The organism is Brevibacterium sp. Z349TD_9 (assembly GCF_056173565.1).
The window spans coordinates 2,768,902-2,795,587 of sequence record NZ_CM149680.1 but is presented as its reverse complement, the minus strand read 5'-3'; the positions used below and the strand labels follow the sequence as shown (position 1 = coordinate 2,795,587).

The following is a 26,686-nucleotide window of genomic DNA, read 5'->3' as shown; positions in this document are numbered from 1 at the left end:
CGGGGAGCGGGCGTGGACCTAAAATGGTGCGCGTGCCGATCTACCTTGACCACGCAGCGACTTCGCCGATGCCCCAGGCTGTGCTCGACGTCTACGCGACCGAGTTGAGCCGCCGGGCCAACCCCTCGGCGCTGCACGCCGTCGGCCAAGCAGCGCGGATGCGGCTCGAGACCGCCCGCGACGACATCGCCCGGGCACTCGGGGCCACGAGCTCCTCCGAGGTCGTCTTCACCTCCGGCGGCACGGAGGCCGACAACCTCGCCGTCAAGGGCCTCTACCTCTCCCGCAACGACGGCTCGTTCGCCTCGCCCACGCGCCCGCGCGTGCTCACCTCGGCGATCGAGCACCATGCGATCCTCGACTCGGTCGAGTGGCTGGAGTCCCTCGGCGCCGAGGTCGTCGTCCTTCCCGTCGACGCCGAGGGCCGACTCGACCTCGCCGCCGCCGAGGCGGAGCTGCGCCGCGACCCCGAGCGCACGGCACTGGTCACGGTCATGGCCGCGAACAACGAGATCGGCACGATCCAGCCGATCGCCGAGATCGGAGCAATCGCCCGCGAACTCGGCATCCCCTTCCACATCGACGCCGTCCAGGCGCTCGGGCAGATCCCGCTCGACTTCGCAGGCCTCGGGGCGAGCGCGATGACGATCACCGCGCACAAGATCGGCGGCCCCGTCGGCATCGGTGCGCTCCTCCTTGACCGCACTGCCGCTCCGACCCCCGTCCTCCACGGCGGCGGACAGGAGCGGGGCGTGCGTTCGGGCACGCTCGACGTCGCCGGCGCGATCGCCTTCGCCGCCGCGGTCGACCTCGCCACGGCCGACCTCGGGGCCCGGGCGGCGGGATTCGCGCGGCTGCGCGACCGCCTCATCTCAGGCGTCGAGGAGACGATCGACGGCGCCCGCCTCTCCGGTCCCCGCGGGGATGGGCGGCTGCCCGCCAACGCCCACTTCACGTTCGCCGGCTGCGAAGGCGACTCGCTGCTCTTCGGCCTCGACGCCCGTGGGATCGCGACGTCGACCGGTTCGGCCTGCTCGGCCGGCGTCTCCCGTCCCTCCCACGTGCTCATGGCGTGCGGAATGGACGAAGATGTCGCCCGGTCGGCGCAGCGCTTCAGCCTCGGCCACGCATCGACGGAGGACGACGTCGACGCCGTGCTCGCCGTCCTCCCCGAGGTCGTCGAGCAGGCTCGCCGGGCCGGAATGGTCTCGGCCACCCCACGATGGAAGCAGGAGAGCGCATGAGGGTGCTCGTCGCCATGTCCGGCGGAGTCGACTCCGCCGTCGCCGCCGCCCGAGCCGTCGATGCCGGCCACGAGGTCGTCGGCGTCCACCTCGCGCTGTCCCGGATGCCCGGCACCCTGCGCACCGGGTCGAGGGGCTGCTGCACAATCGAGGACTCCCGCGACGCCCACCGGGTGGCGGGCATGCTCGGCATCCCCTTCTACGTGTGGGACTTCTCCGAGCGGTTCAAGGAGGACATCGTCGATGACTTCATCGCCGAGTACGCCGCCGGCCGCACCCCGAACCCGTGCATGCGCTGCAACGAGCGGATCAAGTTCGCCGCCCTCCTCGACCGGGCCCTCGCGCTCGGCTTCGACCGGATCGCGACCGGCCACTACGCCGAGGTGGTCCGCGACGCCGAGGGCCGTCCCGAACTCCACCGGGGCGAGGATCTGCTCAAAGACCAGTCGTATGTCCTCGGCGTCCTCACCGGCGACCAGCTCGAGCACTGCTACTTCCCGATCGGGGCGAGTGCGTCGAAGGCCGATGTCCGCGCCGAGGCGGCCGAGCGCGGCTTCCCCGTGGCGAACAAACCCGACTCCTATGACATCTGCTTCATCCCCGACGGGGACACGAAGGCCTGGCTGTCCGACAAGATCCCCATGCGCCCGGGCCTGATCAAGGACGCCGGCGGCGAGGTGCTCGGTGAACACGACGGGGCGATGACGTTTACGATCGGCCAGCGCAAGGGACTCGGCATCGGCAAGCCCGCCGCCGACGGTCGGCCGCGCTTCGTCACCGGTCTCGACCCGGCGACGAACACCGTGACCGTCGGCTCCCGTGAGGACCTCGCCGTGGGCCACCTCACCGGGATCCGCACCTCGTGGTGCGGACCGGCACCCGCCGACATCGGGTCGACGCCGGAGTCGGCGATCGACTGCGAGGTCCAGATCCGCGCCCATGCCGATCCCGTGCCCGCCCGGGCGTGGCTGGGCGAGGTCATCGCCGAGGTGCCCGCCCACGAAGCCGACGTGCCCGCTGCCCGGCCCGCCGGTCAGCTCCTCCACGTCGATGTCGGCGAGGAGCTCTCGGGAGTCGCACCGGGCCAGACGATGGTGATCTACCGGGGAACCCGAGTGCTCGGCCAGGCGACGATCGACGTCACGGCTCCCGACCGCCTCGGCGTGTGAATGAGGGGTCACGTGTCCGGGCCGGGCGGTAGCCTGGGAGCATGAAGGAATCGCCTCAGGACGTCGTCACCGCGCCGTACGGCACGTGGTCGTCGCCGCTGAGCGCAGCCGAGGTCGCCGCCGGGGCCGCACCGATCTTCGAGGCGAAGTTCCGCGGCGATCACGTCTACTACTCGACGAAGATCCCCGAGGAGAACTCCCGCACCGGTCTCGTGCGCACCTCACTGTCCCATCCCGGGCCCGGCGAACGGATCCTCCCGGATCCCTTCAACATCCGCTCCGCCGTCCACGAGTACGGGGGAGGGGCGTGGGCCCTTGACCCCGACAGCGAGGTCATCTGCTTCGTCAATGCTGCTGACCAGCGGGTCTGGCAGATCGTTCCCGGCCGTGCCCCGCACCCGCTCACCCGGGACACCTCGGGCCTGGTCCGCTACGGGGACCTCCACATGACACCGTGGGGACTGCTGTGCGTGCGCGAGGACTGCCGGTCGACGGCCCGCGAGCGCGCGATCGTCCTCATCACCCGGCACGGGACGACGCGTGTGCTCTCCCGGCAGGCCCATTTCATGGCCTGGCCGAGGCTCTCACCCGACGGTCGGCTGCTCAGCTTCATCGGCTGGGAGCACCCGAACATGCCGTGGGACGCCACGAGTCTGTGGGTCATCGATCTCCACGGGGCGAACCCGGGACACGTGTGCGCCGTCCTCCACGGCACCGATGCCTCCCTCCTCCAGCCGGAGTTCACCTCGGCGACGACCCTGCGGCTGAGCTCCGACCACGCTGGGCACTGGTCCCTGTATTCCCTCGACCTCGCCGAGGCGCTCGCCCCCGCCGACGGCCACCGGCAGGAAAGGGAATTCGCCGCATCCGACCTCGTCCCCGTCCTCGACACGGGAGCCGAGATCGGCGGACCACTGTGGCAGCTCGGCGCGCAATGGCACCTCGGCGACGGCGACGAGATCTGGGCGCACTCGCAGTCGGATCGGGCCGCGCTCGTGCGGGTGCGGACGCCGGCTGCCGATGCGGCGGGGGAGGGGGAAGCGCCGGCCGATGCCGGGGCGCCGCTGACGGCGATCGCCGCGGCCGGGAGCATCGAACTCCACGACATCGGCCGCACTCACGTCCTCCTCACCCTCAAATCGCCCGAGTCATCGGGCGCCCTGATCGCCGTCGACCGGGTGAGCGGAGCGCTGCGCGAGATCGCCGTCGAACGCCTCGACGCCCATGACGAGTACTACTCGCGCCCGCACACGCGCAGGCTCGGCGGAGTGCCCGTCGTCATCCATCCGCCCCACAATCCGCGCTTCGTCGCCCTCGACCGCGAGCGCCCACCCTACGTCGTCGTCGCCCACGGCGGACCGACCGGTCAGGCGACGGCGGACATGTCGGCGCGGATGAGCTACTTCGCCTCCCGGGGCATCGGGGTCATGGAGGTCAACTACGGCGGGTCGACCGGGTTCGGCCGGGCGTGGCGGGAGCGCCTGCGCGGACGGTGGGGGATCGTCGACGTCGACGACATCGTCATCGCGGTGCGCGCACTCGTCGCCGAGGGCCTCGCCGACCCGAAGCGGATCGCGATCTCCGGCGGCTCGGCAGGCGGGTGGACGGCGCTCTCGGCGCTCGCCTCCTCCGACGTCTTCGCGTGCGGGACCTCGTACTTCGGGGTCACCGACCTCATGCGCTTCCTCGTCGACACCCACGATTTCGAGAAGCACTACGTCGACGGCCTCGTCGGTCCGTGGCCGGATGCGGCGGAGGAGCTCGTCGCCCGCTCTCCCATCCACCGGACCACCGAGATCTCCGTGCCCGTGGCCGTCATGCAGGGCGATCGGGACCCGATCGTCCCACCCAACCAGGCGCAGCAGTTCGTCGACATGCTCCGGCTCTCCGGAGTGGAGTACATTTACCGTCTGTACAAGGGCGAATCCCACGGCTTCGTCCGCACCGAGACCATCATCGATTCCCTGGAAAGCGAGTTCGGATTCTATGTCGACGTCTTCGGAATCCCCCGCACCCGCCGGCACCGCTGACGACCGTGCGCTGCCGCCGTCGGCGACGACGACGGGGATCTGGGTGCCCGGACACGCGGTGCAGCGGCCGGGGGAAGAGACCCGGCGGGCCGCCTCGGCGGGGTTCGACCTCCTCGCCGCGGGACTGCCTCCCGTCCCCCTCATCGCCCACCGTGCGGGGGACCGATGGGGCGCCGACGCCGTCGGGCGCGCGGTCGGGCTGCTCCGTGACCTCCACGTCGACCGCACCTCGTACGGGTGGCGCCTGACCTCGGCCGCGGGCCGCGATGAGCGCCTCGAGGCCTCCGACCTCGGCGAGTCCCTCGACGCCGTCGCCGAGTACGGACAGGGCTTCGAGGGCTCCGTCCAGATCTCCCTGCCGGGACCGTGGACGCTCGTCACCGCGCTCAGTCTGCCCTCGGGCGCACGCGTCCTCGGCGACTCCGGCGCCCGTCGCGATGTCGTCCAGGCCTACGCCTTCGGCATCTCCGACCTCGCCGAACGTCTCCGTCGTCTCGGACCAGACGTCGTCATCCGCTTCGTCGAGACCCGGCTCGACCCCGTGCTCACCGGCTCGTGGCCGACGGTCTCGGGCTTCGCGAGCCTGCCTGCGATCAGCGAGACCCAGGTCTACGCGGCCCTGCGCTCGACGCTCGCCCACCTGCCCCCGGTCCTCCTCAGCCTCCCCGATCTCGCCCCGCTGCATCTGCGGGGGAAGGCCATCCCCGCCGCCGAGGTGGTCGCCGGCATCGGCGCGACCGCCGTGTCCGTGCCCCTGGGTACGCTCGGGGCAGAGGGATGGGAGCAGCTGGCCGTCCTCGCCGAGGCGGGGGTGGGCACCTGGCTGCGCCTGCCCGCGACGGCCGGGGCCAGGCCCGAGGAGGTGCGGGCCTGGTACGAACGGATCAGCCAGCCGTGGATGCGGGTCGGCATGAGTGCGCGAAGCCTCTCAGGCTTCGGTGTCCTCGCCGGGGATGAGCTGCCCTTGGGGCACCCGCCCCTGCTCGACCCCGCCGTCGTGCCTGCGGCGGCCGACGAGGGCGCGATGCGCATCGCCGCCGGGCTGCGCCGAGCCCTCGAGGACGCGGAGTGAGCGAGACTGGGTCAGGAACCCCGGAGCACCGGTCTCCGGAGACAGGAGAGGAACGGATGGACTCAACGGACCTGCAGGACGCCGCGGCGAGGGCCAAAGCGCACGCGGAGCTCGCCGAGCAGATCGAAGAGCACCGCGCCGCCTACTACAAGGACGACTCACCGCTCGTCTCCGACGCCGAATACGATGAGCTCTCCCGGCGGCTCGAGGCGCTCGAGGAGAAGTACCCCGAGCTCGTCACCGACTCCTCACCGACGCAGACCGTCGGCGGCAGCGTCGACACCTCGACGTTCGCTCCCGTCGAGCACATCGGGCGGATGTACAGTCTCGACAACGTCTTCGACTTCGAGGAGCTGCGCGCCTGGTACGACCGGGTCCGCGACGCCGTGTCCGTGAAGTCGAAGTTCCTCTGCGAGCTCAAGATCGACGGGCTCGCCGTCAACCTCCTCTACCGCAACGGCGAACTCGTGCGCGCCGCGACCCGCGGCGACGGCCGCATCGGCGAGGACATCACCGCCAACGTCCGCACGATCGCCGACATCCCCCAGCGCCTCGACACGGAGTTCCCACCCGCCGAGGTCGAGATCCGCGGCGAGGTCTTCTTCCCCGTCGAGAAGTTCGCCGAACTCAACGCCCAGCTCGTCGCCGAGGGCAAGCCCCCGTTCGCCAATCCGCGCAACTCCGCCGCCGGCTCCCTGCGGCAGAAGGACCCTGCGGTCACCGCGACGAGGCCCCTGCACATGCTCGTCCACGGCATCGCCGCGTGGACCCCGGCCGACGACTCCCACCCCGAACCCGCCCGCCAGTCCGAGGTCTACGAGCAGTTCCGGCAGTGGGGTCTGCCGATCAGCGAGTACTACAAGGTCCTCGGGACGCTGAAGGAGATCGAGGAGTTCATCTCCTACTACGGCGAGCACCGCCACGACGTCACCCACGAGATCGACGGCATCGTCGTCAAGATCGACGACTTCGCCGTCCAGGAGGCGCTCGGCTACACCTCGCGCGCGCCCCGGTGGGCGACGGCGTTCAAGTACCCGCCCGAAGAGGTGACGACGAAGCTCCTCGACATCCAGGTCCAGGTCGGACGCACCGGCCGGGTGACGCCGTTCGCCGTGATGGAGCCCGTCACCGTCGCCGGCTCCACCGTCGAACGCGCGACCCTGCACAACGGCTACGAGGTCAAGCGCAAGGGCGTGCTCATCGGTGACACCGTCACCCTGCGCAAGGCCGGCGACGTCATCCCCGAGGTGCTCGGCCCCGTCGTCGCCGCCCGCGACGGCTCCGAACGCGAATTCGTCATGCCCACCCACTGCCCCTCGTGCGGCACGCTGCTCGGGGAGCAGAAGGAGGGCGACAAGGACCTCCGCTGCCCCAACGCCCGCTCGTGCCCGGCGCAGCTGGCCAACCGCGTGTTCTACCTCGCCTCCCGGGCGGCCTTCGACATCGAAGCCCTCGGGGAGGAGGCGGCGCTCGCGCTCACCGCCCCCGCCGAACCGGAGACCCCGCCGCTGACCTCGGAGGCGTTCCTCTTCGATCTCACCCCCGAAGACCTTGCGGAGGTGAAGATCTGGCGGAACAAGCGGGTCAAAGGCGTCGAGACGGGCGAGCGCGAGCTCGTCCCCTACTTCTTCACCCGGGGGACTGCGAAGAAACCGAGCGCTCCCACCCAGAACACGCAGAAGCTCTTCGACGAACTCGACAAGGCCAAGGACCAGGACCTGTGGCGGGTCCTCGTCGCACTCTCCATCCGCCACGTCGGACCCACAGCCGCCCGGACGCTCGCCGCCCACTTCCACTCGCTCGACGCGATCGAGAAGGCGAGTCTCGAGGAGCTCTCCGCAGTCGACGGCATCGGGGAGACGATCGCGACTTCGATCCGCGACTGGTTCGCCGTCGACTGGCACCGGGAGATCGTCGACCGGTGGCGGGCTGCCGGGGTGCGCATGGAGGACGCCCCGGGGGAGGAGGCCCCGCAGACCCTCGCCGGTCTGACGATCGTCGCCACCGGGTCCCTCTCAACCTTCACCCGCGACGGCATCAAAGAGGCGATCGTCGCCGCCGGCGGGAAGGCCGCGAGCTCGGTGTCGAAGAAGACCGACTACGTCGTCGCCGGCGAGAACGCCGGATCGAAGCTCGAGAAGGCCGAGTCCCTCGGGGTGCCCGTCCTCGACGAGGACGGGTTCCGCACCCTGCTCACGACCGGGAACCTCGAGTGACGGGATTCTGACCGACAGCGAGGCTCGATCCCGACTGGCGGCGGAGGCTGCGACGGAGGAACGTCACAGGCGGGGCCAAGTCGTCGGACAGCTTCGTCTGGAAGAGTGACGGTCATGAAGGCCATTCCCCGTGTGATCGCCGGTACCGCGGTCGTCCTCGCCGCCGTCCTCACCGCCGCACCGATCGGAGCCGGTCTCGCCGACCTCGTGCTCAGCCCCGATCATCACGGGAAGCAGCTCACCGCCGGGGCCGCACAGAAGACCGCCGCCGAGGCGGGCGAACCGTGGTCCGGCGGCACCCCGGAGGGGACGAGCCCGCCCGTCGGTGTCGACGGCTCCGACGTCGTCCCGCTCAGTCCGCGCAGCCTCGATTCGACGGCACCGGTCCGCAGCGACGTCACGTTCCGCACGGCAGCGGGCTCCGGAGCGGAATCGCCCGAAGCGCGGATCACCGACCTCGCCGCGGACCTCCAGACCGGGGTCGATGCCGGCGAGATCACCCAGGCCGACGCCGACCGCGTGCTCGGGGACATGTCCTCCTACATCCGCGGTGAGAGGACCTGGCCCGAGCGCACGACCGTGTGATACGAAGGGGACCATGAGCTCGGTCGCGCACAGTTCTCACTGGGGAGCCTTCACCGCCGTCGTCACCGACGACACCCTTGTCGACCTCGTTCCCGAACCGCGCGACCCGCACCCGAGCCCGATGATCGCCGACCTCGGCGAGTCCGTCGACTCTGGGCTGCGCGTCCGCCGTCCCGCGGCGAGGAGGTCGTGGCTCGAGGCCGTCCGAGCCGAACGGCGGTCCGCGGGACCGAGCGACCGCCTCGGCGAGGAGGACCTGCGCACACACCGGCACGGTGAGCGCCGCGGAGCCGATCCCTTCGTCGAGATCGACTGGGACGAAGCCCTCGACCTCGCAGCCTCCGAACTCGATCGGGTGCGGACCGAGTACGGGAACGCCGCGATCTTCGGTGGCTCCTACGGCTGGTCGAGCGCCGGTCGCTTCCACCACGCACGGACCCAGCTCCACCGTTTCCTCAACTCGTTCGGCGGCCACACCTCGCAGGTGGGCAACTACAGCTTCGGGGCCGCGGCGATGATCCTGCCCCATGTGCTCGGGCCCGCCCAGTTCGCCAACGGCCGCCTGAGCAGCTGGGACGTCGTCTCCGAGCACACGCAGCTGTGGGTGATGTTCGGCGGAATCGCCCTGAAGAACACGCAGCTCGAATCCGGCGGGATCTCCGACCACACGATCCCGGGCCGACTGCGGGCGACGCGGGACAACGGCTGCGCGTTCGTCTCCGTCTCCCCGATCAGGGACGACGCTCCCGACGTCATCGACCCGCAGTGGCTGCCGATCCGACCGAACACGGACACCGCGCTCATGCTCGGACTCGGGCACACCCTGCTCACCGAGAGCCTCCACGACGAGGAGTTCCTCACCACCCGCTGCGTGGGCTGGGAGCGGTTCCGGGACTACCTCGACGGCAGCGAGGACGGGACCGCCAAGGACGCCGACTGGGCGGCGGAGATCACCCGCATCCCCGCGGAGACGATCCGCGAGCTCGCCCGGAGCATGGCCGGGAACCGGACGATGATCTCCGTGGCCTGGTCGCTCCAGCGCGCCGACCACGGAGAGCAGCCGTTCTGGGCGGCCCCGGCGCTCGCGGCGATGCTCGGGCAGATCGGACTGCCCGGCGGCGGCTTCGGCTTCGGGTACGGGGCGACCGGGACGATGGGCAACTGGCAGTACCCGTTCCCCGCCCCGCGCCTGCCGGTGGGGGTCAACGCCGTGAGCGCCCCGATCCCCGCAGCTCGGATCGCCGACATGCTGCTGGCCCCGGGGGAGAAGTACGAGTTCAACGGCGAGGTCCGCCGCTACCCGGACACCCGCCTCGTCTACTGGGCGGGCGGCAACCCGTTCCACCACCATCAGGACCTCAACCGGCTCCGACGCGGCTGGGCCAGGCCGGAGACGGTCATCGTCCACGAGCCGTTCTGGACGGCGACGGCCCGGCACGCCGACCTCGTTCTGCCCGCGACGACGACGCTCGAGCGCAACGACCTCGGCGCGGCCTCCGGGGACCGACGGATCATTGCGATGCACCGGGCGATCACGCCGCGCCACGAGGCCCGCGCCGACTGGGACATCTTCCGTGCCCTCGCAGGCCGCCTCGGCGTCGCCGAGGACTTCACCGCCGGCCGAGACGAGATGGAGTGGATCGCCCACCTGTACACCTCCACGCGATCCGCTGCAGCCGAGCACGGCATCGACCTGCCCGAGTTCGCCGACTTCTGGGAGGAAGGCGGCGTCGACATCCCGCAGGGCAGCACCGTGCTCCTCGAGGCCTTCCGCGCCGACCCCGTCGCGCACCCGCTCGAGACCCCGTCCGGGCTCATCGAACTCTTCTCGGCGACGATCGACGGCTTCGGCTACGACGACTGTCCGGGGCACCCCGCCTGGCTCGAACCGACCGAATGGCTCGGCGCCGCCGACGCCCCGGCAGGCTCTCTCCACCTCGTGTCCAACCAGCCCGCCCACCGTCTGCACAGCCAGCTCGACATGGCCGCCGGCAGCAGGGCAGCGAAGATCGGCGGCCGCGAACCCTGCCGACTCAATCCCGCCGACGCCGCCGCCCGCGGCATCGCCGACGGCGACATCGTCCGTGTGGTCAACGACCGCGGCGCCTGCCTGGCCGGCGTGCGCCTGAGCGAGGACATCAGCCCCGGGGTCATCCAGCTCTCCGCGGGAGCCTGGTATCAGGCCGCCGACCCGGGCATCGAGGACTCCCTCGAGGTCCATGGCAACCCGAACGTGCTCACCCGCGACCACGGCACCTCCCGGCTCGCTCAGGGTCCCGCAGCACTGTCGACCCTCGTGCGCGTCGAACCCTACCGTGGGCCCGAGCTGCCCGAGGTGACGGTGACGACGACACCCCCGCCCTTCGCGAGCGGAGGGAGCGGCACCGACCGAGCGCCCGGGCCGAGTCGGGCGGCCACCCGGGGTCGGACCGCCTCGGCGAGGGGGAGGTCACCATCGGCCTGTGCCGTCGACGACAGGGGACAGACTAGACTTGTCGGCAGTGATCACGACGATGAAAGGCAGGGAATGACGGAGTCCTCCGCAATCACCCCCGAGCAGGTCGCGCACTTGGCGTCACTGGCTCGGATCGCCATGAGCGAAGACGAACTGGCAGCACTCTCCGGCGACCTCACGACGATCCTGAGCAACGTCGCCCGGGTCAACGAGGCGGCAGGAGAGGACGTTCCGGCCACGAGTCATCCGATCGCCCTGACCAACGTCATGCGCTCCGACGAGGTGGGGCCGACGCTGAGCAGCGAGCAGGCGCTCGCCGCCGCCCCGGCCTCCGCCGATGACAAGTTCCTCGTCCCCCAGATCCTCGGGGAGGAGTGAGATGAGCGAACTCATTACCAAGAGCGCCCTCGAACTCGCCGCAGGTCTGGCATCCGGCGAGTTCTCCTCTGTCGAGGTCACCCAGGCCCACCTCGACCGGATCGCAGCGACCGAGGACGACTTCGGCTCGTTCATCACCGTCACCGACGAGCTCGCGCTGGCCACGGCCAAGGACGTCGACGAGAAGCGTGCCCGCGGCGAGGAGCTCCACGCGCTCGCCGGCGTGCCGGTCGCGCTCAAGGACCTCGTCGTCACCGAGGGTGTGCGCACGACCGCTGCCTCGAAGATCCTCGAGAACTGGGTCCCGCCCTACGAGTCGACCGTCCACAACAAGGTCAAGGACGCGGGTCTGCCCGTCCTCGGCAAGACCAACCTCGACGAGTTCGCGATGGGATCGACGACCGAGCACTCGGCGTTCGGGACCACCCGCAACCCGTGGAACCTCGAGCATGTGCCCGGCGGTTCCTCCGGCGGTGCCGCCGCCGCGCTCGCCGGCTTCCAGGCACCCCTGTCGGTCGGCACCGACACCGGCGGCTCCGTCCGCCAGCCCGCCGCGTTCACCGGCACCGTCGGCGTCAAGCCCACCTACGGGTCGATCTCGCGCTTCGGCATCATCGCGATGGCCTCGAGCCTCGACCAGGTCGGACCGATGGGCCGCAGCGTCGCCGACGCCGCAGCGCTGCACAAGCTGCTCGCCGGACACGACCCGCTCGACTCCACCTCGCTGCCCGACCCGGTCTCCGACTTCGTCGCGCTCGCCGAGAACGGCACCCTCAAGGGCAAGCGCCTCGGCGTCATCAAGCAGCTCACCGGTGACGGCTACGATGCCGGCGTGAGTGCGGCATTCACCGCGGCCCTCGACGTCGCCGCTGCCGCTGGGGCCGAGATCGTCGAGGTCGACTGCCCGTCGATCTCCTACGCCCTCGACGCGTACTACCTCATCATGCCCTCCGAGGTGTCCTCGAACCTCGCCCGCTACGACGGCATGCGCTACGGTCTGCGCGTCGAACCCGAGACGGGCCCGGTGACCGCCGAGACCGTCATGGCAGCGACCCGGGCCGCCGGCTTCGGCGCTGAGGTCAAACGCCGCATCATCCTCGGCACCTACGCGCTCTCGGCCGGGTACTACGACGCGTACTACGGGTCGGCGCAGAAGATCCGCACCCTCGTGCAGCGGGACTTCGCGAAGGCCTTCGACGCCGTCGACGTCCTCGTCTCCCCGACGGCCCCGACGACGGCCCTGAGGTTCGGGGCGGAGTCCGCGTCCGATCCGATGGCGCTCTACCTCGGCGACGTCGCCACCCTGCCGGCGAACCTCGCAGGCATCCCGGGACTCTCCCTGCCCGCCGGCCTCGCCGACGGCCTGCCCGTGGGCTTCCAGATCCTCGCTCCGGCCCGTCAGGACGCCATGATGTACTCCGTGGCCGGCCCGTTGGAGGCCGCCCTCGAGGCCGCCGGACCTCGCGTGCTCGACACCCTCGCGGAAGGACTGACCAAGTGAAATACGACGACGCGATCAAGAAGTACGATCCGGTCATCGGCATCGAGGTCCACGTCGAGCTCGGCACTGCGACGAAGATGTTCGACGCCGCCCCCAACACCTTCGGCGGGGGCCCGAACTCGAACATCACCCCGACCTCGCTCGGACTGCCCGGCTCCCTGCCCGTCGTCAACGCCAAGGGCGTGGAATACGCGATCCGGATCGGTCTCGCGCTCGGCTGCGAGATCGCCGAATCCTGCCGGTTCGCGCGGAAGAACTACTTCTACCCCGACGTGCCCAAGGACTTCCAGACCAGCCAGTACGACGAGCCGATCGCCGCCGAGGGTTCGGTGGAGATCGAACTCGAGGACGGCACCCCGTTCACGATCCCCATCGAGCGGGCGCACATGGAGGAGGATGCGGGCAAGAACACCCACGTCGGCGGTGCCACCGGCCGCATCCACGGCGCCGACCACTCCCTCGTCGACTACAACCGTGCGGGCGTCCCCCTCGTCGAGATCGTCACCCACCCGATCACCGGCACCGGGGAGCGCGCCGCCGAGGTGGCCGCCGCCTACGTCCGCACCCTGCGCGACATCTTCCGTGCCATCGGCGTCTCCGAGGCGAAGATGGAGCAGGGCAACGTCCGCGCCGACGTCAACGTCTCCCTCCGGGAGAGCCCCGACGCTCCGCTGGGCACGCGCACGGAGACGAAGAACGTCAACTCGTTCCGCTCGATCGAACGCGCCGTGCGCTTCGAGATCGCCCGCCAGGCCACCGTCCTCGAAGCCGGTGAGAGCGTCGTCCAGGAGACCCGGCACTTCCACGAGGACACCGGGGAGACGACCTCGGGCCGCGTGAAGTCCGACGCCGACGACTACCGGTACTTCCCCGAACCCGACCTCGTGCCCATCGTCCCCTCGCGGACCTGGGTGGCCGAGATCAAGGAGTCCCTGCCCGAGCTGCCCGCGCAGAAGCGCCGCCGGCTCACCGGCGAATGGGGCTTCAGCGACCTCGAGATGCGCGACATCGTCAACGCCGGCCTCCTCGAGGCCATCGAGGACACCGTCGTTGCCGGCGCTCCGGCGCCCGCGGCCCGCAAATGGTGGACCGGGGAGGTCGCTCGCCTCGCCAACCAGCGCGAGATCCACCCGACCGAGCTCGTCACCCCCGCCCAGGTCGCTGCGCTGGTCGCGCTGCTCGCCGACGGCAAGCTCAACGACCGCCTCGCCAAGGAGGTCCTCGCAGGCGTCGCCGACGGTGAGGGAGAACCCGCCGAGGTGATGAGTGCCCGCGGACTCGAGATCGTCGAGGACACCGGGGCCCTCGAGGCCGCCGTCGACGAGGCGATCGCGGCCAATCCGGATGTCGTCGAGAAGATCCGGGGCGGGAAGATGCAGGCCATCGGCGCGCTCATGGGTCCGATCATGAAGGCCACCCGCGGACAGGCCGACGCGGGCAAGGCCAAGGAGCTCATCCTCGCGAAGATCAACGGCTGAGCCGCGTGGGCGGCTGAGCCGAACTCAGGGTTGATCCAGCCACACCCTCTAGACTCTTCCCAAAGGACTCCGGGCCCGTCACTGGCCCAGGGAGTCCGGCAGGGAAGTCGGAGGGTGTGGCTTTTCGCATCCTCCCCGGTGGTGCCGCGACGACGTTCGCCCGGCAGCACCGCAGCGTGCGTGGAGGTGGACACGGTGGCACATGCGTGGAAGTCGTTGTGGAAGAGCGAATGCGGTCGGACCGTGCCGATCTATCGGGTGCTCGTGCCCGAGAGCGTCAACGACGAGATCCTCGAGGCGTGGAAGGCGCGCGGATACCGGTACACCGCGGGGTCCCCGAGCGCGATCATGGTCACCCCGGGGATGCGACGGAACTTCTTCCGCACCTCGGCGACGTTCAAGGGCGGAACCGCGGCCGGCACCGCAGTGACCGCGAGCTTCGCGGCACCCGGCGGCGTCGCGCTCCTCACCGGATTCCTCGACGCGGCCCTGACCTTCGGCGTCCTCGGCGGGGCGACCGCCGTGGGCACCGGCGTCTTCGCCGCGGTGACGGCCCCGAAGTACCTCCGTGACCCCAAACGCCTCAACCGCCGCAACCGACAGAAGGCGGCGAGCGCCGAATGGCTGACACCCGCGAGCCTTGGGTACCTGCCCGGACGCAAGGAGGGACGCGACACCGACGAGCAGCGCCTCTTCCACCTCGCCGTGACGATCGCGCGGAAGATCGTGCGCACCCGGGCGTGGACGCACCCGATACTCACCGACCACGTCTCCCGTGTCGACCTCGACCATGCGGTCGCCTCGATCGGGGTGCGGCTGTCCGAACTCGTACGGCTGCGCGAGGAGATCGAGAGCATCAAGGACTCCGGCACAGCGAAGACCGTCGACGCCTACCTGGCGAAGCTCGCTGTCGCATTCACCTCGATGGCCAACCGTGTCGTCTCGATGCACGAGTACTACCTCCGGCTCCTCGAGCTCGACCAGCAGCTCATCCTCCTCCACAACTCGGAGCGCTCCCGCGAGCTCGGGGACCGGGTCCTCGACGTCCTCTCCCGCACCGCCGCCGACGACAACGCCGACTGGCAGTTCCGGGAGCTGCGCATCGACGCCGACTCCCAGTCGGAGGTCATCTCGGGTCTGCTCGTCGAACTCGAGCAGACCGCCGACACCTTCGACGACTTCGACGAGAGGCTCGCCGCGGCGCAGAAGTCCCTCGACGCGGGGGAGACGAGCAGCAGTCAGTAGGCCGTGCCTCAGTGGCCGAAGGGATCCGGGTCGACCCCGGGCATCCACGACCGGCCGGGTTCGTCGAAGCCTGCGGTGGCCTGCTCCTTCTTCCACTTCTTCGCCCAGCGCTTATCGAGGCGGTCGACGTAGAGCGTGCCCTGCAGGTGGTCGTACTCGTGCTGCATGATCCGGGCGAACCAGCCCTCTGCGCTCAGGGAGACCGGTGCCCCGGTCTCGTCGACGCCGTTGATCGTCACCCGCTCGGCCCGCTTGAGCGGGAAGTCGAGGCTCGGCACCGAGAGGCAGCCCTCTGTCTCCTCCGCCGGGTCGGGGCGGGTGTCGGGGATCCGGGAGGACACGAGCACGGGGTTGACGAAGACGCCGCGACGGCGCACCCCGGTGTCGTCGTCGGCGTGATAGACGAAGATCCGCTTGCCCACGCCGATCTGGGGTGCGGCGAGTCCGACGCCGTTGCTCGCGTCGAGGGTCTCGTGCATATCGGCGACAAGGGTTCGCAGGGCGTCGTCGAACTCCGTGACGGCCTCGGCGGGACGATGGAGGACGGGTTCGCCGTAGATGACGATGGGATGAACGGTCATGGACTCCATCGTATCCAGCCCGGGGCAGGGCCGTCCCGCTGCGAGCACGAACGCGGGTGCACGGGGTGCCCAGCCCTGTCTCACACTGCGCGCTCGGGGCACCTCTGCGTCCGCCTCGGCGGACCTCCACGCGAGCCATCCGGGGACGTCGATTGCTCAGCGGTTCGCGACCGACTGTAGGCCTCAATAGATTCCGCACTGCACCATCTCACCGCACTGACAGGGAATTCTGCGAATGTGTCGTCATGCGTCGAACTTTTTCGCCTCCAGCGAACACAGATTGTTGAGCAACCTCTGAGGAGGCGTGGCCGTCGCCTGCGTGGTTAAGATGGGCACTGGACGTCTCGTTCCACGAGATGACAGCCGCACCCGGGGCCGATGCCGCGGACCGGCGAGCCAGAAGGCACGCACACCTGGAAGGACTCGACTTGACCATCTACAGCAACGTCTCCGAACTGGTCGGCCGCACACCGCTGATCCGCCTCAACAAGGCGAGCGAGCGCACCGGTGCGGAGATCATCGGAAAGCTCGAATCGTACAACCCCGCGAACTCGGTCAAGGATCGCATCGGCGTGGCGATGATCGATGCCGCCGAGGCCTCCGGTCAGCTCCAGCCGGGCGGCACGATCGTCGAGGCGACCTCGGGCAACACCGGCATCGCGCTGGCCATGGTCGGCGCCTCGCGCGGGTACAAGGTCGTCCTCACGATGCCCGAGTCGATGTCGAAGGAGCGCCGTGCGCTGCTGCGCGCCTTCGGTGCCGAGCTCGTCCTCACCGACAAGTCCCTGGGTATGAAGGGCGCGGTCGAGAAGGCCGAGGAGATCGCCGCCGACGGTGCCGTCCTCGTGCGTCAGTTCGAGAACGAGGCCAACGCCGCGATCCACAAGGCGACGACCGGCCCTGAGATCCTCGCCGACACGGACGGCAAGGTCGACATCTTCGTCTCCGGCATCGGCACGGGTGGAACGATCTCCGGTGCCGGTGCGGCGCTCAAGGAGGCGAACCCCGAGGTGACGATCGTCGCCGTCGAACCCGCCGCCTCGCCGCTGCTCACCGAGGGCAAGGCCGGACCGCACACGATCCAGGGCATCGGTGCGAACTTCGTGCCGGCGATCCTCGACACCGAGATCTACGACGAGGTGTTCGATGTCGACGCCGATGCCTCGTTCGATCGGGCGCGGACGGTCGCGCACGAGGAGGGGCTGCTCGTCGGCATCTCCTCGGGAGCCGCCCTCGTCGCCGCCGAGGAGGTCGCCTCGCGTCCGGAGAACGCCGGCAAGCGCGTCGTCGTCATCCTCCCGGACTTCGGCGAGCGCTATCTCTCGACGCCGCTGTTCTCGGAATACCTCGACGACTGAGGCGGCAAACACCTCGGCGAGGAATCGTCGGGGCCGAAAGACAGACGAGGGGACGTCGGCATGCGGCGTCCCCTCGGTCGTCGGTAGGGTCGACATCGACGACGGGAAGACTCGTGAAGGGGAGCGGCTTGATGAAGGCACTGTGGGCGATCGCGGCGGCGACTGCGGGAGCGGCGGCATACGGGCTCAGCCGCAAGGGCGTCCGGGAGGCGCTGCGCGAGGACCTCGACACGGTGCAGCGCCGGGATCCGGCGGCGTCGAACGACCTCGTCTCGATCCTCTCCTATCCGGGACTCCACGCGATCTGGGCGCACCGCGGCCTCCATCGGATGTGGCAGCACGATGAGCTCAAGGTCCCGGCACGCCTCCTCTCGCAGGCGGTGCGGGCGCTCACCGGCGTCGAGATCCATCCCGGCGCGACGATCGGCAGGCGCTTCTTCATCGACCACGCCAACGGCGTCGTCATCGGGGAGACCGCGGAGATCGGCGACGACGTCATGCTCTACCACCAGGTCACGCTCGGCGGCACGTCGATGGAGAAGACGAAGCGGCATCCCACGCTCGGCAACCACGTCCTCGTCGGCTCCGGCGCGAAGATCCTCGGGCCCGTCGTCGTCGGCGACAACTCCTCGGTCGGGGCGAACGCCGTCGTCGTCAAGGACGTCGCGCCGGACTCGAGCGCCGTCGGCATCCCCGCCACCGTCCGTCCCAAGCGCACCGGTGCGGTGCCGACCTCCGTGCCCACGCCCGCGAAGCCCGACGCCGAGGCGGGACGCACCGACGCCGACCAGCGCACCGCCGATGAGGCGGACTTCGAGCTCTTCGACCCCGCCATCTGGATCTGAGCGGGCGAGCACCCGCGTCCCGCACCGTCTCCCGCGCTGACGCCGGCACCAAGTCTGCGCCCCGACCCCTCCAGCGTCTGCCCGAGGAGGATCCGGTGCGAACTTCGGCTCTAATTCGCATCGGATCCTCCTCGGGGCCGCCCGCCGCGGCACCCCGTGGGGTCTTGAGCCCTGTGCGGTCAAACCTGCGCGCCTCGGAATCGTGCGCACGAACCCCTCGCCGTGAGCCCCGCGCCTGCATGGGTTGTCAGCCGACTCCCGGTCGCGTGGGTGTGGACGGGCACTCGAGGGAAGCGCTCCGCGTGCTCCTGCCCTCCGACCGTGGCACTGTCGCTTTCCCGCCGTTGCGCTGCCGCCTCCGCCGAGTCCACGAGGTGGATCCAGTGCGAATCCGGCTCGGGAATCAGACTGGATGCACCTCGGGGGCCACGCCACTCGTGCGTGCCACCCTGTGCACGGCGACACCGACTCGTGTGCATTCTGCCTGTGGACCAGACCCGACTCTCCACAGGGCCGATCGCAGGTCTACCGTGCTCGGGGTGTTCGGGCTGAGCCTGGGCCGTATGTGGAACTCGATGAACGAACCCGTGACCTTCCGACCGGCGTCGATCCCCTTCACAATGACGTCCGCCGACCGCCCCGACGTCACCCGTTACGCACTGCTGACGGAGAAGCGGTTCGTCCAGCTCTTCCGCGGAGTCTGGATCGACGTCGCTTCGGAAACCGAGCTGCCGGTGCCGCGATGGGCTGATGACCGTTGGGTTGCTGAATGGACCAAGCTGAAAGGGCTGAGGCTTCTCCAGCCGGACGTCGCCGGCAGTCATGCCACCGCCGCCCGGCTCTACGGGCTTCCGCTTCCGGCCCGCTTCGACGCAGGTCCACTCCACGTGGCCAGCGGTTCGAAGGGCATGCGCATCGATCGTCCCGAGGTGGTTCTCCACCGGTCGAAGTTCCATGAGCGCCAGACGATTGGACTGCTCGACGTCGATCTGGTGGCGATTCCGCTTCTCGTCGTCCAGCTCGCACCGGAGCTCACGCTGGCCGAGCTCGTCGCGCTTGGGGATGCCGCGATAGGACGGCAGGCCGGCGGGCCGTACATCTCCCTCGACGAACTGCGGCAGCGTGTCCTCGACCGACCGAGGATCAGTGGCCGCAGGAAGGTCGAGCGAGCGCTCTCCCTCATCCGACCGACCGTGGACTCCTCCCGCGAGACGTGGCTGCGATTGTGGCTGGTCGACCACGGTTTTCGCGAGCCCGTCGTCCACCCTGCGGTGCCGAGCGAAGCCGGGCGCTGCCTCCTCCACCCCGACCTCGGATACCCCGAACTGCGGATCGCGATCGAGTACGAAGGCGACCAGCATCGCTCCTCGCCCGAGCAGTTCGCCGCCGACATCCGCCGCCGTGAGCTGCTCGAGGCGGAAGGCTGGGTGGTGCTCAGGGTGACCAAACGCACCGACATGGCAGCGTTCGCGCGGACCCTGTCCGCCCATATCGTCCGCCGAGGCGGTCGCGCCTGACCTCGTCATAAATGGGGTGGCGTACATTCCCTGAGCGCGGCGCGCTCGGACCGCAGTGACATGGTCCGACTGACGTGGCCCCTCGCCGAGGTGGCTGCTGCGCGGTCCGCAGCCTCGTCCCCGAGGTGGATCGGGTCCGAAACTGGGCCCAATATCGGACTGGATCCTCCTCGGGAGCGAGGAAGAGTGCCGCTCGACCGGGCGCACCACCGCCTCGAGGCCCTGCCGCGCCTGCGGACGCGGGGGAGCGCCGTGGGGACGGACATAGTGACGGGACGGCGCACCGCCTCGGCGAGCGCGGTCGACCAGGGCACCGCACAGGGTGCCCGGACCGCGGGAATACATCTGCGGACCCGACTGTTAAGATTTCAACAAGTTACTTCAAAACTGAAGTTTTAACGGCTGTAGGCTGGCTTCGGGCCGACCACAGAGACGAGGAGCAGTCATGGAATTCGGAATCTTCACCATCGGCGACGTCACCACGGACCCGACGAACGGCACCACGGTGTCGGAGCACCAGCGGATCAAGAACACGGTCGAGCTCGCGAAGAAGGCCGAAGAGGTCGGCCTCGACGTGTTCGCCACCGGCCAGCACCACAACCCGCCGTTCGTTGCACCGGCCAACCCGCCGGTGCTGCTGGCGAACATCGCCGCACAGACCGAGAAGCTCAAGCTGTCGACGGCGACGACCCTCATCACGACGACCGACCCGGTGCGCATCGCCGAGGACTACTCGTACGCCCAGCATCTGGCCGACGGTCGCCTCGACCTCATCATGGGGCGCGGCAACACCGGACCGGTCTACCCGTGGTTCGGCAAGGACATCCGCGCGGGCATCCCGCTCGCGGTCGAGAACTACAACCTCCTCTACCGTCTGTGGCGGGAGAAGAACCTCGACTGGGAGGGCAAGTTCCGCACGCCGCTCAACGGCTTCACGGTCACCCCGTGGCCGCTCGACGACGTCCCGCCGTTCGTCTGGCACGGGTCGATCCGCAGCCCCGAGATCGCCGAGCAGGCCGCCTACTACGGTGACGGCTTCTTCCACAACAACATCTTCTGGCCCACCTCGCACACCGCGCGCATGGTCCAGCTCTACCGCCAGCGCTACGAGTACTACGGCCACGGCACGGCGGAGCAGGCGATCGTCGGCCTCGGCGGTCAGGTGTTCATGCGGAAGAACTCGCAGGATGCGGTCAAGGAGTTCCGTCCCTACTTCGACAACGCCCCGGTCTACGGCCACGGTCCCAGCCTCGAGGACTTCTCGACGCAGACCCCGCTGACCGTGGGATCGCCGCAGGAGGTCATCGAACGGACCCTGAGCTTCCGCGACTGGGCCGGCGACTACCAGCGCCAGATGTTCCTCATCGACCACGCCGGTCTCCCGCAGAAGACGGTGCTCGAACAGCTCGACATCCTCGGCGAGGAGGTCGTGCCGGTCCTCCGCGAGGAGTTCGCCAAGGGCCGTCCGGCCGACGTGCCCGATGCCCCGAGCCACGAATCGCTCGTCATCCGCCACCGCGAGGGACGCGACCCCATCCCCGGCGGCGGACCCGGCTCGAAGGCGTACGAGGACCGTGAGGCCCGCGCGGCCGAAGCGAAGAAGGCCAAGGAAGCCGAAGAGCGCGAAGCAGCAGAATCAGGAGCGCAGAGCGAATGAAGATCCTCGCAGTCACCACCTCGCTGAGTGAGAACTCGACGACGCAGAAGCTCGCGGACAGGATCATGGCCGCGGCCGCCTCGGCGGCGGAGTCTGCCGGAATCGAGGCGACGACGGAGAGCATCAACGTCCGTCGGCTCTCGACCTCGCTCACGGACATGGCGCTCACCGGGTTCCGGTCCGAGGAGCTTGAGGAGGCGTACCGGAAGGTCGCCGAGGCGGATGCGATCATCACCGTCACCCCCGTGTACAAGGTGGCACCGGTGGGACTGCACACGCTCTTCTGGCAGCTCATCGACGAACAGGTCCTCGCGGGCACCCCGGTGCTCATCGCCACGACCGGCGGCACGGCCCGCCATTCGCTGGCCGGGGACACCGCGATGCGCCCGATGCTCAGCTACCTCAAGGGCATCGTCGTGCCCACGACGGTGTTCGCCGCGACCGACGACTGGGGCAGCGCGGAGGGCGGGCGTGCGCTGACCTCCCGCGTGCGCCAGTCCGCGGAGGAGCTCATCGAGCTCACCGCGGCGGTGCGCGGACTCACGGGCACCGAGGCGGCAGCGACCGACGACTCACCCGGCAATGAGGGGCCCGACAGCCTCGCGCCGCACCGGGTGACGATCGGGCGCAGTGAGAAGCGCAGCGTCAGTGACGAGTTCGACCCCGAGCGCATTACCCCGTTCGCGCAGCTGCTCGAGGGCTGACGATGTCCGAGACCACGGCAGCCCCGGTCATCCGGTTCGGGCGCGGCCGGGAGGAACGCGCCCAGGAGGCATGGCGGACGTACTTCGAGACCTCACAGCGCATCCGGCAGGTCCTCGACGACCGCCTCAAGGAGCAGGCGGGGATGAGCGTGAGCGACTACAACACCCTTCTGCTCCTCTGGGAGGCGCCCGAGCGGACGCTGACGATGGGGACGCTGGCGAAGCGCCTCGTGTTCTCGCCGTCACGGCTCAACTACCGGATCAAGGTGCTCGAGGACGCCGGGCTCGTCGAGAAGCTCGCGTGCGCCGCGGACCGGCGATCGCACAACATCCGCCTCACCGAGGCGGGGGGTCGCCGGTTCCTCGACGCCGCCCGGCTGCACAGCAGGGCGATCGACGAGGTGTTCCTCTCCCACGTCGACGATGCGGAACTCGAGGTCATCGACACCGTGTTCGCCCGCATCGCGAAAGCCCTTCCGTGAGCGGATGAGACTCGTGCCACAATTGGGGCTATGACGATCACGACCATCGCCTTCCCCGACTCCGACCTCCGCAATCGCGTCATCGCCAGGATCCCCGCGCACCAGCGCGCGAACGTCGACTTAGTCGTCTACTCGGACAAGGAGAAGTCGGCGAAGCTGAGCAAGGATGACGTCGACGTCGTCGTCCTGCCCTACATGGATTCGGCCGGCACGATCGAGCTTCTGCCGGAACTGCCCAATCTCCGGCTCGTCATCACCCAGACGACGGGATACGACCCGGTCGCGCACCTGCCCGAGAAGGGCATCGAGGTCGCCACCGCCTCGGGCGTGCACACCGGAGGCACCGCGGAGCTCGCGCTGGCGCTCACGCTGGCGAGTCTGCGCGGAATCGACGACGCGGTGCGCAACCAGGTCTCGCGGACCTGGGACCACAGGCGCTACCGGTCCCTGCAGGACCGGCGGGTCATGGTCGTCGGCGTCGGGGAGATCGGACGGGCGATCGCGGACCGGTTCGCCCCCTTCGAGGTCGAGCTCACCCGGGTGGGCACGACCGCCAGGGAGGACGACCGCGGCAGGGTCGACGGCGTCGACGAACTGCCCGACCTCCTTCCCCACACCGACGTCGTCGTCCTCATCACCCCGCTCACGGACTCGACCCACCACCTCGTCGACGCCGAATTCCTCCGGCAGCTGCCGGACAACGCGCTCATCGTCAACGTCGCCCGCGGCAAGGTCGTCGACACCGATGCCCTCGTCGCGGAGCTGTCGACCGGACGCCTCCATGCGGCCCTCGACGTCATGGACCCCGAGCCGCTGCCGGAGAACCACCCGCTGTGGGGAACCCCGAACACACTCATCACTCCGCACGTCGGCGGCGACACCTCGGCGTTCGAACCGCGGGTCGTCATGATCCTCGCCGAACAGGTGCGCCGGATCAACGACGGGGAGAAGCTCCTCAACGTCGTCGCCGAGGACTGAGGTCAGCCGAGGCATTCCCGCCTGAAAGCCCACGTGAGAAGGGGTGCCGGCTCGACCGGCCGGGTCGAAACCGGCACCCCGAAACCCTGGTTCCACGATGCGAGAACGGGGCCGACGGATGCCGGACAGGGGCGTAGAGTGCCCCCATGAGCATCGATACGGACACCTCAGCACCGGACATCAAACCCCGTTCCCGCGATGTCACGGACGGACTCGAGAGCACCGCCTCGCGCGGCATGCTCCGGGCCGTCGGCATGGGCGATGACGACTGGGCGAAGCCGCAGATCGCCGTCGCCTCGTCGTGGAACGAGATCACGCCGTGCAACCTCTCGCTCCAGCGCCTCGCCGGTGCCGCGAAGGAAGGCGTGCACGCGGCGGGTGGGTACCCGCTCGAGTTCGGCACGATCTCCGTCTCCGACGGCATCTCCATGGGGCATGAGGGCATGCACTACTCGCTCGTCTCCCGCGAGGTCATCACCGACTCCGTCGAGACCGTGATGAGCGCCGAACGCCTCGACGGCTCCGTGCTCATGGCCGGCTGCGACAAGTCGATCCCCGGCATGCTCATGGCAGCCGCCCGCCTCGGACTCTCGAGCGTCTTCCTCTACAACGGCTCGATCATGCCGGGCACAGCGAAGCTCTCCGACGGCACGGAGAAGGAAGTCACCCTCATCGACGCGTTCGAAGCCGTCGGCGCCTGCCGGGCGGGAACGATGTCACGCCAGGACGTCGACGCCATCGAACGTGCCGTGTGTCCCGGTGAAGGCGCGTGCGGCGGAATGTACACGGCGAACACGATGGCCTCGGCCGCCGAGGCGATGGGCATGTCCCTGCCCGGCTCCGCCGCCCCGCCGGCGATCCACCGCAACCGCACGATCTACGCCCGCCAGTCCGGTGAGGCCGTCGTCAACCTCCTGCGCAAGGGCATCACTGCGAAGGACATCATCACGAAGGAGTCGCTGCACAACGCGATCGCCGTCGTCATGGCCTTCGGCGGGTCGACGAACGCCGTCCTCCACCTCCTCGCGATCGCCGCCGAAGCCGGCGTCGACCTCGAACTCGACGACTTCAACCGGATCGGGGACAAGGTTCCCCACCTCGGCAACGTCAAGCCCTTCGGCGAATACGTGATGAACGACGTGTTCAAGATCGGCGGCGTGCCCGTGATCATGAAGGCCCTCCTCGACGCCGGTCTCCTCAACGGCGACTGCCTCACCGTGACGGGCAGGACCGTGGCCGAGAACCTCGCCGAGATCAACCCGCCCGACCCCGACGGCAAGATCCTCCGGGCGCTCAACAACCCGATCCACGCGACCGGCGGACTCACCGTGCTCCGCGGCTCGCTCGCCCCCGAGGGCGCCGTCGTCAAGTCCGCGGGCTTCGACGCCGACGTCTTCGAAGGCACGGCCCGGGTCTTCGACCAGGAACAGCCGGCGATGGACGCGGTGCTGAACGGCGAACTGAAGAAGGGTGACGTCGTCGTCATCCGCTACGAAGGCCCCAAGGGCGGGCCGGGCATGCGCGAGATGCTCGCGATCACCGGTGCGATCAAGGGCGCGGGCATCGGCAAGGACGTCCTCCTCATCACCGACGGCCGCTTCTCCGGAGGGTCGACCGGGCTGTGCATCGGCCACGTCGCGCCCGAGGCCGTCGACGGCGGACCGATCGCCCTCGTCGAGGACGGGGATAAGATCACCGTCGACATCGCCGCCCGGTCGATCGAACTCCACGTCGACGAGGAGGTGCTGGCCGAGCGTCGCACGTCGTGGACGCTGCCGGAGAACCACCGACTCACCGGCGTGCTCGGCAAGTACGCGAAGCTCGTCCAGTCGGCCTCGACCGGGGCCGTCTGCCGCTGACCGTCGACGGGAGCCGCACCATGCGCATCGTCATCCTCGATGACTACCAGGACGTCTCCCGGGACTTCGCGGACTGGTCGGTCCTCGACGCCGACATCGACGTCGTCACCCGGCCGGTCACCGATACCGCGGATCTCGAGTCCCTCCTCGCCGGCGCCGAGGTGGTCGTCGCCATGCGCGAACGCACCGTCTTCGACGCCGACCGTCTGAGCCGGCTGCCCGATCTGCGGCTCTTCGTCACCACGGGGGCCGCGAACGCCTCGATCGACCTCGAGGCGGCGAGGGCACACGGGGTCACGGTGTGCGGCACCGAGGCCCCGCGGACGGCGACTCCGGAGCTGACGTGGGGACTCATCCTCTCCGTGCTCCGGCAGATCCCCGCGGAGGATGCGCGAGTGCGCGCCGGGGGCTGGCAGGAGACGATCGGGGGAGACCTCGCCGGGTCCCGCCTCGGCGTCATCGGTCTGGGCCGGCTGGGATCGCGGGTCGCCGCGGTCGGCAAAGCCTTCGGGATGGACGTCGTCGCGTGGAGTCAGAACCTCACCGCGGAGCGGGCGGCGGAGGTCGGGGTGCGGGCGGTGGACAAGGACGAGCTGCTCGCCACCTCCGATGTCGTGACGATCCACTACAAGCTGGGCGAGCGCAGCCGGGGTCTCATCGGCGCCGCGGAGCTCGCGCGGATGAAGCCGAACGCGATCCTCGTCAACACCTCCCGGGCCGGGCTCGTCGACACCGAGGCGCTGCTCGCCGTGCTCGCGGACGGGCGGATCCGCGGCGCCGGACTCGACGTCTTCGACACCGAACCCCTGCCGGGCGATCATCCGATGCGCCGTGCCCCGCGCACCGTGCTCACCCCGCACCTCGGCTACGTCACCGAGGAGACCTATCGGGTCTTCTACCCGCAGGCCGTCGAGGACATCGCGGCGTGGACCGCGGGGGAGCCGATCAGGGTGCTCACGTAGGGCTTGACCTCCCGGGCCCACCCGCGGCCACCGTTTCGCTGAGAATGCGAAGCCGCGGCGGCCAAGCAGTCCTGTCAGCGGCGTGTCGCCCGTAAACTCGCGGATCGTCAATGCCACTTCGTCTCTAGTCGATTGCCTTCTTTGTGTTAGTGATCACAGTTGGCTACAGTGAGCTGTATCTTCAGTTTCCGGTGAGTAACCAGTCAGGTTGTGCTCAGCTGAACTGTTCGATTGGCCGTGCGAGCGAAGGAAGTCTGATCGTTGATGATTGACAGTGCGTTTGAGATTCGTCGGGAGATCTACACTCTGCTTCCCTGCCCGATGCGCCATCGCATCTGCCATGAGAGGACCGCGTCGACCACTGCCCTCT

20 protein-coding genes are annotated in these 26,686 nt (G+C 69.5%); 19 read left to right on the top strand and 1 reads right to left on the bottom strand.

Annotation, left to right across the window (positions count from 1 at the left end; genetic code table 11):
• The first annotated feature begins 32 nt into the window (after nt 1–32).
• The 10 genes from AC0VYB_RS13000 to AC0VYB_RS12955 all read left to right on the top strand — a co-directional run bounded on the left by AC0VYB_RS13000 (nt 33) and on the right by AC0VYB_RS12955 (nt 15,373).
• Nucleotides 33–1,244, top strand: coding sequence for a cysteine desulfurase family protein (locus AC0VYB_RS13000; RefSeq protein ID WP_232252475.1), 1,212 nt, complete (start codon nt 33–35; stop codon nt 1,242–1,244).
• Nucleotides 1,241–2,413: a tRNA 2-thiouridine(34) synthase MnmA gene (gene mnmA / locus AC0VYB_RS12995; RefSeq protein ID WP_009379371.1), complete on the top strand. Its 1,173-nt coding sequence runs from the start codon at nt 1,241–1,243 to the stop codon at nt 2,411–2,413. The genes AC0VYB_RS13000 and mnmA overlap by 4 nt, the downstream gene beginning before the upstream one ends.
• Nucleotides 2,414–2,454: 41 nt before the next feature.
• Nucleotides 2,455–4,443, top strand: coding sequence for a S9 family peptidase (locus tag AC0VYB_RS12990; protein ID WP_101624793.1), 1,989 nt, complete (start codon nt 2,455–2,457; stop codon nt 4,441–4,443).
• The gene (locus AC0VYB_RS12985; RefSeq protein WP_167560015.1) at nt 4,400–5,515 is read left to right on the top strand and encodes a uroporphyrinogen decarboxylase/cobalamine-independent methonine synthase family protein; all 1,116 of its coding nucleotides are present in this window, start codon (nt 4,400–4,402) and stop codon (nt 5,513–5,515) included. The genes AC0VYB_RS12990 and AC0VYB_RS12985 overlap by 44 nt, the downstream gene beginning before the upstream one ends.
• 56 nt (nt 5,516–5,571) lie before the next feature.
• Nucleotides 5,572–7,731, top strand: coding sequence for an NAD-dependent DNA ligase LigA (ligA, locus tag AC0VYB_RS12980; RefSeq protein WP_009379368.1), 2,160 nt, complete (start codon nt 5,572–5,574; stop codon nt 7,729–7,731).
• Between the two features lie 114 nt (nt 7,732–7,845).
• Nucleotides 7,846–8,316, top strand: a complete 471-nt coding sequence (locus tag AC0VYB_RS12975; RefSeq protein WP_009379366.1) for a hypothetical protein — start codon at nt 7,846–7,848, stop codon at nt 8,314–8,316.
• Nucleotides 8,317–8,329: 13 nt separating this feature from the next.
• The gene (gene gatC, locus AC0VYB_RS12970; RefSeq protein ID WP_009379364.1) at nt 8,330–11,149 is read left to right on the top strand and encodes an Asp-tRNA(Asn)/Glu-tRNA(Gln) amidotransferase subunit GatC; all 2,820 of its coding nucleotides are present in this window, start codon (nt 8,330–8,332) and stop codon (nt 11,147–11,149) included.
• A gap of 1 nt (nt 11,150) precedes the next feature.
• Entirely contained in the window at nt 11,151–12,650 is a 1,500-nt protein-coding gene (gene gatA / locus AC0VYB_RS12965; protein WP_009379362.1) for an Asp-tRNA(Asn)/Glu-tRNA(Gln) amidotransferase subunit GatA, read from the top strand.
• Nucleotides 12,647–14,128, top strand: a complete 1,482-nt coding sequence (gatB, locus tag AC0VYB_RS12960) for an Asp-tRNA(Asn)/Glu-tRNA(Gln) amidotransferase subunit GatB (RefSeq protein WP_095375971.1) — start codon at nt 12,647–12,649, stop codon at nt 14,126–14,128. The genes gatA and gatB overlap by 4 nt, the downstream gene beginning before the upstream one ends.
• A gap of 195 nt (nt 14,129–14,323) precedes the next feature.
• Complete coding sequence (locus AC0VYB_RS12955) at nt 14,324–15,373, top strand: hypothetical protein (protein WP_236586979.1); 1,050 nt, start codon at nt 14,324–14,326, stop codon at nt 15,371–15,373.
• A gap of 8 nt (nt 15,374–15,381) precedes the next feature.
• Here AC0VYB_RS12955 and def read toward each other — a convergent pair whose 3' ends face one another.
• Nucleotides 15,382–15,954, bottom strand: a complete 573-nt coding sequence (gene def, locus AC0VYB_RS12950; protein WP_259787934.1) for a peptide deformylase — start codon at nt 15,952–15,954, stop codon at nt 15,382–15,384.
• A gap of 428 nt (nt 15,955–16,382) precedes the next feature.
• On the opposite strand from def, the gene cysK reads away from it, so the two are divergent.
• From cysK to AC0VYB_RS12905, 9 genes are all read left to right on the top strand, one after another.
• The gene (gene cysK, locus AC0VYB_RS12945; protein WP_095375970.1) at nt 16,383–17,312 is read left to right on the top strand and encodes a cysteine synthase A; all 930 of its coding nucleotides are present in this window, start codon (nt 16,383–16,385) and stop codon (nt 17,310–17,312) included.
• Between the two features lie 131 nt (nt 17,313–17,443).
• Complete coding sequence (epsC, locus tag AC0VYB_RS12940; protein WP_063249097.1) at nt 17,444–18,157, top strand: serine O-acetyltransferase EpsC; 714 nt, start codon at nt 17,444–17,446, stop codon at nt 18,155–18,157.
• 575 nt (nt 18,158–18,732) lie between these two features.
• Entirely contained in the window at nt 18,733–19,674 is a 942-nt protein-coding gene (locus tag AC0VYB_RS12935; RefSeq protein ID WP_452115574.1) for an endonuclease domain-containing protein, read from the top strand.
• A gap of 445 nt (nt 19,675–20,119) precedes the next feature.
• Complete coding sequence (locus AC0VYB_RS12930; RefSeq protein WP_101624797.1) at nt 20,120–21,331, top strand: LLM class flavin-dependent oxidoreductase; 1,212 nt, start codon at nt 20,120–20,122, stop codon at nt 21,329–21,331.
• Complete coding sequence (locus tag AC0VYB_RS12925) at nt 21,328–22,035, top strand: CE1759 family FMN reductase (RefSeq protein ID WP_119296425.1); 708 nt, start codon at nt 21,328–21,330, stop codon at nt 22,033–22,035. Before AC0VYB_RS12930 ends, AC0VYB_RS12925 begins: the two co-directional genes overlap by 4 nt.
• 2 nt (nt 22,036–22,037) lie before the next feature.
• Nucleotides 22,038–22,517: a MarR family winged helix-turn-helix transcriptional regulator gene (locus tag AC0VYB_RS12920; protein WP_063249095.1), complete on the top strand. Its 480-nt coding sequence runs from the start codon at nt 22,038–22,040 to the stop codon at nt 22,515–22,517.
• 30 nt (nt 22,518–22,547) lie between these two features.
• Entirely contained in the window at nt 22,548–23,495 is a 948-nt protein-coding gene (locus tag AC0VYB_RS12915; RefSeq protein ID WP_475384739.1) for a 2-hydroxyacid dehydrogenase, read from the top strand.
• Nucleotides 23,496–23,641: 146 nt separating this feature from the next.
• Nucleotides 23,642–25,354: a dihydroxy-acid dehydratase gene (gene ilvD / locus AC0VYB_RS12910; RefSeq protein WP_009379340.1), complete on the top strand. Its 1,713-nt coding sequence runs from the start codon at nt 23,642–23,644 to the stop codon at nt 25,352–25,354.
• A 20-nt stretch (nt 25,355–25,374) separates the two neighbouring features.
• Nucleotides 25,375–26,316 carry a D-2-hydroxyacid dehydrogenase family protein gene (locus AC0VYB_RS12905; protein WP_144588203.1) on the top strand — a complete coding sequence of 314 codons (942 nt, stop codon included), beginning with the start codon at nt 25,375–25,377 and terminating at the stop codon, nt 26,314–26,316.
• The last annotated feature ends 370 nt before the right edge of the window (nt 26,317–26,686 follow it).